Consider the following 6,620-nt stretch of genomic DNA (forward strand, 5'->3'; position numbering starts at 1 on the left):
TCAAAATATAGAGTGTAAAAAAATAATTATATTTGTTCATATTTTTCATTAGGAATTCTCCGGATATCAAAGTGAATGACCATATTTTTGTTGAGTTCCGGTGTCATCTAATTGGGTATCAGATTTGGCGGGCTCATAAGGCGTATCACTGCTGCTGTCATCAGCATCCTCTTTATGTGACAACTTCCCAAGTAAGTAGAATTCAACATCTGACGGTAAAACAAAACCATCTGTTGGTAAGGAAATATCTTTACGGTTAAATGCTCTAACAAGCCTTGGTGTTACTAAAATGACTAATTCACTTTGCCCGCTCTGGAAGCTTTTACTGGTAAACAGCTGCCCAAGAACCGGTACATCACCTAATCCTGGTAATTTATCTATATTTTCACGCAAGGTATCACTGATCAAACCACTAATTGCAATGGTCTGCCCATCTGCTAACTCTACCGTTGTTGATGTACTGCGTTTAACTAATGAGGGGACAACTAATGATGTTGAAGTATTTCCTGATATTGCAAAACCATTAGCATTACTGATTTCACTTACAACAACATTAAGGTTAAGATTTATCTGTCCTGAATCTAAGACAGTTGGAACAAATTTAACACCAACGCCATAGTCTCGATATTCAATAGTCGTGTTACCATTTTCACCGGGTACAGGAATCGGAAATTCACCACCTGATAAAAACTCTGCAGCCTGTCCGCTCATCGCTGTCACATTAGGCTCTGCTAACACCTTTGCCAAACCATTCTGTTTAGCAACATCAAGGGCAAAGTTCATCATTAAATCGCCGTTAATATACTGCGCAAATATTCCCTTTACATCAACACCACCAATACTTCCAGGATCGAAGCCGCCCCCGCCACCAACTACACCACCAGATAGGTTAGAACCTTGATTAAAAATTAAAAATTTTGAATCAAATTGCCGAGCGACATTTCTTTGGACTTCAGCAACCACAACCTCTAGCATAACTTGATGATCTCCACCTATTGTCATCATGTTAAGAACTTTACTTGGTGCCTGTCCGCCAGCAGCTGCCTCAGCATAACCTTGAGCTAGTTCCACTGCTGTGTTCATTTTTTTAAGGTTAGAAGCTTGCCCACTTAATAAAAGTTGCCCTTGTGACGTTTGAACACCTAACTGTTCAGTAGGTAGAAACTGATGCAAACGCGTTTTTAAGCCGTTTAAATCATGAGTTACTTCTATGTCCATAATCCTTGACAATTGTTCATTTTGATCCCAAATCATAATATTTGTACTGCCTAACTGCTTTCCTAATATATATAACTCGTTATTCGGCAGTAATTTGATATCAGCAATACTAGGGTTACCGACAGAAACTCGATGAACAGGGCCATTTAGCATCAATACTCGTGACTTAAAAATTGGGATGGGTTGAACATCATTCCTTGCTCCAGCCGTAGGTCCCCCAGCATAAACTGATGGGAGAAATATCATTGCTAACAAACAAACAATTATACAATGGCGAATAAATGACATGTTAATCTCCTTAAAACATGAATCTATGTTTGTTGCTAACAACTATTAATTTTCAATTTTTATTTCTTGCTCGTTAATACCTTTAAGTAATAAGACTTTTTCTTTATCTTTTCTTTCAATGGCAACCTGAGCTACTTTTACAGGCGGAGCAGTTTCAATTGAAGAAGCTTTAGGTTTGATTCGTTTTTCATTTTCAATATCTGCAAGTTCAATCACTGCAATATCATTTGGGTTTCTAAGTGCTAATTGTAAGGAGCCACGACTTCTGGCAATCATTAATGTTTCAGCCTGCTCTAAACTTAACTCTAAAGTTACTGCACGAACTAAAACTGGCTTATTTTCATCATTGGAAGCACGTTGATCAATAGCTAAAATCTTGACGTTTGAAAGGACTACATCAGTTCTCAAGCCGCCGTCGGTTATTATATTGATTATGTCCACTCTATTTCCGGGTAGTAAGAATCCAGCGACACCTACCACATCATTAACTCTTATCGTTACCGCTCTCATTGTTGGGGTAATTAAGCTCGCTAGTGTGCTGCCCTCTCCTTTGCGCGTAATCCGCTCTTTACGCAGCACTTCACCTTGATAAAGACGATGCTTAACCACATGCCCTTCAGCTTTGGCGATATCTGTAATCGCACCTTCCGGTACCAAATTCTCAGGCACGGCGGTTAGAGCTAAATGTTTTTTTTCTATAATTGTCCCTAAAGGAACTTCTGTAACCATAGTGATTACATTTGCCGTTGTCCCCGACGTTTCATTTTTAGTGTTTGTTTTAAGCCAGTTTTGCGCTAGATAAACCGCTGTCACACCAAACACTAAAGACAAAATGACAAATAAGACTGTTTTATTATTCATTTGTCGCTCCTAATCCAACTCTAAAAATTTATACAAAATATATAGACCAAGCAGAATCAACCAATGAAGGCGTAACAACAGGTTCAAATTCCATGAAATTTATTTGGTCTGACATAATCCCAAGCAAGTCTCGCGGGTAACAAGGGATTAAAGGCTTGCTATATCTTTTATGGTATTCAATTAATAAATACTTAAAGACTTCTTCTGTGCAACTTAAATTTAAATCATTACAGACTTGAAACCAGATTTTTCTATACAGCTCTTCATCCAAAGCATCGAAATGAATTTTGTAACCTAAACGTCTTAAAAATGCCTCATCTACGAGTTCCTTAGGATCAAGGTTAGTTGAAAATAATAGAATAAGTTCGAAAGGGATCTCAAAATGTTCACCTGATTGAAGGCTTAGAAAGTCTCTTCGCTCTTCCATCGGGATAATCCATCGGTTAAAAAGTTGCTTAGCACTAATTTTTTGTCGCCCTAAATCATCCAGCAACAAAATTCCGTTATTTGCTTTAAGCTGAAGTGGAGCCATATAAGTACGACTGTGACTGTCAAACTGAACCTCTAGCATTTCAGCCGTTAATTCACCACCAGTTATTCGTAGCGGTCTTTCACATTTGAGCCACCTGGGATCGTGGCCTTCTGAAAGGTTAAGACTGTTTGACTTATCTCCCCCTTCGATTTTATGGTGTAACTCAGGATCGTATACTTGGATGACTTCATTACCAATTGCTAGGGCATAAGGAATGAGTACGCTGTCACCTAATGTCAGATTTAAATGACGGCACAAATAACTTTTTCCTGTACCTGGAGGGCCATAAATAAGTACAGGTCGACTGGAGTTCATCGCTGGGCCAATTTTAAAGAGTAGATCTTTCGGTAAAACAAGCGCAGACAATCCTTTTTCTAACATTTCGAAAGTGATAGCTTTGGAACGACTAGATTGTTTTGTACAAATCTCGGAATACTGCTTCAAGGGAACCGGCGCTAGCCCCAGATACCCATTTCTGGACAAGGCCTGCTTTGCATGAATTTCACCTCCTGCACTCAAAGCATAACGCATTTGACCATCCGGAGTGGTCTGCCTGTTTTCAACCCAAGCTAAGGATTTTGCAGTATCCAACAGTTGTTGAATAATGCCACCTGTTACACCAATTAAATTTACAAGTTGCTCTCTAGTTAGTACACCCGCCGACAAAAGGTGCTTAGTGACGAGATCAAGCAGTAAAGATTCAGATACCCCAGTTTCTTTAATTGTTTTGGGACGTGGGGCAAGCTGGGGTTCCATTTGCAACCTTGAAGCAATTGAAGTGTTTGATTGAGGAGCCTGCTCTTCTCTAGGTATATTCATGGCACGTGTCCTACGAAAATAAAGAGTGACTGATAGTTGAGTATAAATTTGTTATGTCAGGATTTAGAGAGCACGCCCATAACCACCCAATTGCTAGGGCTGGGGCATAGGGGACTCTTTGGCCTGCAGCCTCCCCATCCTCTGGTTTAAAATAAGTTCTCAAATAAAAGCAATCCCAATAACGCCGTACCGTTTTGAAACAACCGCTTAAACCGGATTTCCAAATCACGAGTATTAAACTTGTTATCGCACCAGCAATGATCCCGTATGCAATACTCCAAACTAATAACTGCGGTCCCATTAATGCGCCTATACCCATCATAAGTTTAATGTCACCAGCACCTAGTATTTTGAAGATAAAGGTTGGGAATAAGATAATAAATGCGAGGCTAAAACCAATGAATGAGAGCATCAGTCCATTTAATTGAGCAAAATAACTATTTATTGAAAACCCGCAGAAAATAGCGACTAAACACAGCCAATTTGGTATTTTTTCCTTTGTTAAATCTAAGACTATCGCTAAAACAAAAAATGCTCCAGCGGTAATAAATTGAAATAACAATAGATTATTGGCCATATCATTCCCTTAGCTTTCAACAAAAGATTACTCACCTTGGAGTGAGTAACCTTAGTCCTTTTTCTTAAAGCTTATTGAGTACAATCAGCAGAGTTGCCGTTAACTGCTGAAGCTAAACAATCGATTTTGTCTGTCGCGTTTGTACCTAAGGTGTTAAATGCTGCAATCATGCCTCCAACAACTAGGCCTCCAGCGATAGCATACTCAACCGCCGTTAAACCACTTTCATCCTCAACAAAATCTTTTAATAATGCTTTGATATCCATAATTTTATCCACCTATTCGTCCTGTCTCAAAAATGAGCTACAACTAGTTCGGCTACAAACGCAAAATTCAGTTAATTGCTTAAGTAACGCTAGTAATAAAGGTAGCAAAGGCATATTTAAGTCTCCATGTGGAATAATCAATTGGTCCACTTACCCCATCTCGCGACAATTTTAACTACACCGTTCAAAACGTGTATAAATCTTACAACATTCCAATTAATGTCCATTTATTCTCAATAGCCACGTTGATCTTGTCACTTTCGAATGGATATTCTTCATTGAAGTTAGACAAACTTAGATTGTTAGGATTCAACTTCTGTTAATTGTAAAAAAACAAAAGTAAAATTATTGTAAAATCAGGCCACTTTAATATTCTACAAATGAAAAGTGAAAGTATTGTTACCGTATAAAAACCAACGAGTTTGGTAGGGTAATAGGCAAACCATAGAAATTTAAAGAATAAATACAGTTTCAGTACAAAACATAATCTATTCGTCTATTTTAAGATTGTAGTGTAGGAAGATTTTATGAAATCTCTAAAATCGCTCTATAAGTTTGTATACGCTTGATATCTCATATTTAACGCCAAATTGCTTTTCAATATAGAGTTGAACGTCTCCCCCAGTTAATTTTTCTTTCTCTCCATGATAATTCTTATTTTCAATGTAGTTCTTCAGCTGTACCAGTTGTTCTTGACTCAGAATACTAGGTCTTCCAAGATGCGGCTTTTCTTTTAAGCCCTCAAGACCATTTGATAAATATAGGCTTATCCATCTATTTACGCTGGTACGGCTAACTTTGAGAAAGTCTGCAATTTGGTAACGAGACTTTCCATCTTGAAAGTGTAATACTGCCAATAACTTAACTTTCATTCTAGCATTCTTTTCTTTACGAATAAGCTTAGCTAACATGATGTTATCGTGGCAAAAACTGTCCATTGAATACTCCTAACTATCTCTTATCTGCAAGCGACCGTTTTTATCAATCCAAATGCTTTGATATACGATGTTGATTGGAAGGCTGCTCGTCAATCGAAAATGAATTGTTTCGCTATTTTTAAGTGCCTTTTTAAATAGAAGCTGGGTTTCTTGAGGCTCTTTGTTTATTAAGTAATTAGCAAAAAGTTCTGGTTCAGAGAGTCTAATACAGCCGTGACTAAGGGCTCTATTCGCACGTTTAAACAAACTCTTATTTGGAGTATCGTGAAGAAAAATGGCACCTGTGTTGGGGATTGTAAATCGAAATTGACCTAAGGCATTTTTAATCCCAGGTCGCTGAACTAGCGCACTTTTTTTAAGCTTGGTCTTCAAACTAGCTATATCCATACCTGCAAGATTAGGATCCTCAAGTCCAGTTTCGTAATCCCTTAATACAAAGTCATTGTTTTTTAGATAGTTAGGTTGTTTTTCAACCTGGTGGATAATATCCTGATAAATGATGCTTGCCGGTGGTGTCCACGTAGGGTTTATTGTAATGCTAGTCACCACCGTGCTTAATTCTGGCGTTCTGCTCGTAGGTTTTCCCACGATTACTGGCATATTTAACTGCTCTATACCATTTTTACTAATCCGTAATGTATAATCTATTAGGTTAACCGAAACATATTCTTTCTCTTCATCAAACCTTTTCAAGCTTTCTTTTAACGCCCTCTGTAATTGAGCTACTCTAACACTAGGGTCAGTATTAATGGATGACAGCGTCAGAGTTCCGAGTTTACCGTTGACAGTGATACCATGTCTTTTTTGAAAACGTTTTAGACCCTCTTCAACACTAGGATCATAAATACTCTCTCGGTAGGCAGAAAGGTTATGCGGCTCTATATCTCCTAATTTGACTAAGAGCCACCTGAGCTTGGCAACCTCTTTGACTCTTAATCCTAACCTTAGCTTGATCGGCGCTATCATAGGCCACTGATACCGCTCTAACGACTTATAATATTTAATCTTCCCCCTATAAAATTCTATATCCTTTCGTTCAACTAGCTTCATATACTGATTAGCAGATAATGAATGATTATTTTTTTTTGATGTAAAAATATTCTTATTTAGTAAGTTAACTA

Annotated in this window: 7 protein-coding genes; all 7 read right to left on the reverse strand. The window is 38.0% G+C overall.

Features of this window, described 5'->3' with window-relative positions; all coding sequences use genetic code 11:
• Positions 1–66 precede the first annotated feature (66 nt).
• Positions 67–1,506 (reverse strand): type II and III secretion system protein family protein, encoded by a 1,440-nt coding sequence (locus tag K5Q73_RS19460; protein ID WP_220765721.1) that lies wholly within the window; start codon positions 1,504–1,506, stop codon positions 67–69.
• Between the two features lie 45 nt (positions 1,507–1,551).
• The gene (cpaB, locus tag K5Q73_RS19465) at positions 1,552–2,367 is read right to left on the reverse strand and encodes a Flp pilus assembly protein CpaB (RefSeq protein WP_220765722.1); all 816 of its coding nucleotides are present in this window, start codon (positions 2,365–2,367) and stop codon (positions 1,552–1,554) included.
• A 28-nt stretch (positions 2,368–2,395) separates the two neighbouring features.
• On the reverse strand, positions 2,396–3,718 hold the full coding sequence (locus K5Q73_RS19470; protein WP_220765723.1) for an AAA family ATPase: 1,323 nt from the start codon (positions 3,716–3,718) through the stop codon (positions 2,396–2,398).
• A 10-nt stretch (positions 3,719–3,728) separates the two neighbouring features.
• Positions 3,729–4,295 (reverse strand): prepilin peptidase, encoded by a 567-nt coding sequence (locus K5Q73_RS19475; protein ID WP_220765724.1) that lies wholly within the window; start codon positions 4,293–4,295, stop codon positions 3,729–3,731.
• 71 nt (positions 4,296–4,366) lie between these two features.
• The gene (locus tag K5Q73_RS19480) at positions 4,367–4,561 is read right to left on the reverse strand and encodes a Flp family type IVb pilin (RefSeq protein WP_220765734.1); all 195 of its coding nucleotides are present in this window, start codon (positions 4,559–4,561) and stop codon (positions 4,367–4,369) included.
• A gap of 536 nt (positions 4,562–5,097) precedes the next feature.
• A complete protein-coding gene (locus K5Q73_RS19485) occupies positions 5,098–5,499 on the reverse strand; it encodes a helix-turn-helix domain-containing protein (protein WP_220765725.1) in 402 nt (133 codons plus the stop codon).
• Positions 5,500–5,508: 9 nt separating this feature from the next.
• Positions 5,509–6,620 (reverse strand): L,D-transpeptidase family protein (locus tag K5Q73_RS19490; RefSeq protein ID WP_220766167.1); only part of this gene is annotated, 1,112 nt, incomplete at its 5' end.

Origin of the sequence: Shewanella sp. MBTL60-112-B2, from assembly GCF_019655055.1 — a bacterium.
Lineage (GTDB): Bacteria > Pseudomonadota > Gammaproteobacteria > Enterobacterales > Shewanellaceae > Shewanella.